Below are 2,890 nucleotides of genomic sequence, written 5' to 3' on the forward strand. Positions count from 1 at the left end.
GAGCCCCTCGGCCGTGGGCGGCTCTGCGAGCAGGTGCTGAACCATGCGCTGGCGGATCTGCAGGCTCCGGGCCGGCGAAACGATTTGTCGGAGCGCCTCGCTGTACATGGGGTGCCACATTTTCAGGGGGCTGCCCGGTCCGTTGGTGGAGAGCACCAACCGGCTGTCCATCAAGGCCCGTACGGTCTCCCTGCCAACCTGTGTGTCCAGCACGGCAGCGGGGACCGGTTCTGAGAGGGCAATAACGTACATTGCTTCCCTCTCGGCCTCGCTTGCCCGAAGTACCCTGTTCCGCACAACCCCGGCCAGTCCTTCGCCGCTGCCGGAGAGGGCGCGCGTCAGGAACCAGACACCGTTTCGACGCACCAGGTTTCCGTCTGCCCTCGAGTCATCCAAGAGGCAGCGAAGAAGCAAGGGGTTGCCCTCGGAAACGGAATGCAGCACATCCGCGGCACTGGCCATGATGGTCCCGCCCAGGGTCCTCTCGGCGAGCTCGGTGACGCCGTCGTGGTCCAAGGGGTGAAGCTCCAGGCGCTCGGCGAGGCCGTCGTACCAGAGCTGAAGCAGTGGCGCGGGCAGGCCGGGGCGTGGTCTGCCCGTGGCGACCAGCCTCGCCCACCCGGCCGTCACCAATTCGGCCAGTATCTGGGTGCTGCCTTCATCGAGATCGTGGGCATCGTCCACAATGAGCAGCAGCCGTGCACCTTCGCCGCCACGGCGTTTTTCGAACTGTGCCCAGAACTCCCGAAGGATTGCCACCGGCGAGGTGGCTTGCTCCACGGGCAGGTCAAGGAGGTAGGGTGCCAGGACTCCGTAGGGGACAGCAGACAGGGCCGGGCTTCCATGGACCCGCATGACCACCATGTCATCTGCCAGGCGGGCTGCAATTTCGGCGGCCAACGCCGTCTTGCCAATGCCGGGGTCCGCCACCAGGAGCACCGCCCCCGCACCTTCCTGACGCAAAATCTTCATGGCCAGATCCAGCTCAGAGTCCCGGCCTACAAGGTGCTCAGCCCGCATGGGCGCTCCGCAGTTCTACTCCGCTGCCTGCCTCATAGGAGCCCATTGAGCTCGCCTCGAGACGAAACACCCAACTTTGTGAATACCTGGTACAGATGGCCTTCGACTGTTCGCACAGACACCCCAATATCCATCGCGATTTCACGGTTGCTGACACCCTTCCCGGCGAGTTTAGCAATTTGGCGTTCGCGTTCCGTCAATACCGGCGCGTCGCTCCGTGGCTGGATAGGCAACGTGGACACCGAATGCTCCAGGCGTTCGAGCCTCAACTGCGCCGTCCGGGCAGCAGTTGTCTCGCCTGCGTCCCGGGCAAAGTCCAACGCCATGGCCACGCACCTGGCCTCTACCACCAACAGGTCCAGTCCCGCTGCCGCATCAGCTGCCTCCAGCATTGACCGCGAACTCCTGTTCAATGCTCCACGGGCAAGGTTGCCGGATATCCGGGCCAGTGGTCCTTGGCGGCGTCCGGCAATGTCCTCAAGCAGCCGGTACTCTTCGTCAGTGCCTTCAACCGTCGCGCCGAAAAGGCAGATGCCGGCAGTGGTTAGCCGCTGCTTTTCTACGTCCGTGTGGACGCGGGCCATGAGTCGCTGCTTGACGTCAGGATCCCCCATCCACCGTCCGGCCATCTCGGCGCAGAATTCGGCCACGGATTCGGAAAAGTACGTTCCGGATCCGCGGCAGGTCCTGTACAAGTCCAGGTACCTGCCTGCTTCCACGGAATTGCCCACCTGCGCATAAGCAAAAGCGGTGGCAGCGTAGGCCACCTTGTTCATGTTCATGGCCGGGCGGAGTTCCAGTTGGGCAACCGCGGAACGAAGGGGTTCAATGGCGCTGGCCGGTTTACCGGCGTAGGCGTAGGCAAGGCCGATTCCCAGTTCAGTCAAGGCACCGCGGTACTGGAGCCGCGAGGACCGGGAGGGCGCGCGCCGCATGAGTTCGATGCACTGCCGCCACTGACCGGACAGCAGCAGGACCAGGAAGGCATGCTTGGCGAAGGCTTCTTCCAGCTGGGCAGGCCGCTCGGTATCGGCCAGATGCCGTGAAAGGGTCCGCGCAAGTTCCTGCGCCTCAAGTTCGCGGCCAAGAATACAGCGGGCCTCAACCAGGAAGAATGCTGACCTCAACCAGTGCTCCCGGTCCGCGTCCGGGTCTTTGGTCAGTTCCTCTTCCAGGTCATCGATCATTGAGGCGTACTCGCCCATGTAGGTGTTGTACTCGTAACTGCACAGGTGGAGGCGGTTGAATGCCTTGGCCACCGTTTCAGCCGGAAAGTTGCCGGCCATGGCTGCAATGTTCTCAAGGCCATCGGAAATGACTCCGGGCACCATGCCTGAGCGGCCATCAATCCATGTCATTGCCTGGCATTTTGCGGCGGTTACTTCGGCGAACTCCAACGGGTCCAAGGCCGCAATATGGGACTCTGAGACCTCGTCCAAGGCTTGGGCGGCATGCAGCGGCAGGTCCAGCATGAGGTAGGCCGCAGCCTTCAGCCGCTGTCCGGGGACCCACTCCTCGTCTTTGGGATCCAGGGACAGCGTGCACTGGATGGCAAAGTTGGGATCGTAATTATCCAGTGCCGCGCGCCCGGCAGCCAGTGCATGGGCAGGGGACGGCATTGGCTCGTCATCGCAGGAATGCAACCAAGCCGCATAGCTCAGAAGATCCTGGGCGGCGAGGCCATGCAGCTCAGGTTCCTTGGGCCCATGCAGCATCAGTCGCAGTTCACGCCTGCGGCGGGTGCTGAGCCAGCCCTGGACTACCTCGCCCACGTAGGGGTCGCGGAGGGATACCCAGTGGTCATCACCCCGTTCAACAGTGAGCAGGCCGGAATCCTCCATCTCCACCAGAACTTCGGTGCCAAAGATGG

Annotated in this window: 2 protein-coding genes; both read right to left on the reverse strand. The window is 63.1% G+C overall.

All coding sequences use genetic code 11. The features are described from left to right. Window positions 1-1,020, reverse strand: a 1,020-nt coding sequence (locus HP499_RS22925; RefSeq protein WP_172326367.1) for an AAA family ATPase, incomplete at its 3' end; no start/stop codon positions are given. A gap of 32 nt (window positions 1,021-1,052) precedes the next feature. Continuing rightward, window positions 1,053-2,890, reverse strand: a 1,838-nt coding sequence (locus HP499_RS22930; protein ID WP_172326368.1) for a helix-turn-helix transcriptional regulator, incomplete at its 5' end; no start/stop codon positions are given.

The sequence above is a fragment of the Paenarthrobacter sp. CM16 genome (assembly GCF_013179505.1).
Taxonomy (GTDB): domain Bacteria; phylum Actinomycetota; class Actinomycetes; order Actinomycetales; family Micrococcaceae; genus Arthrobacter.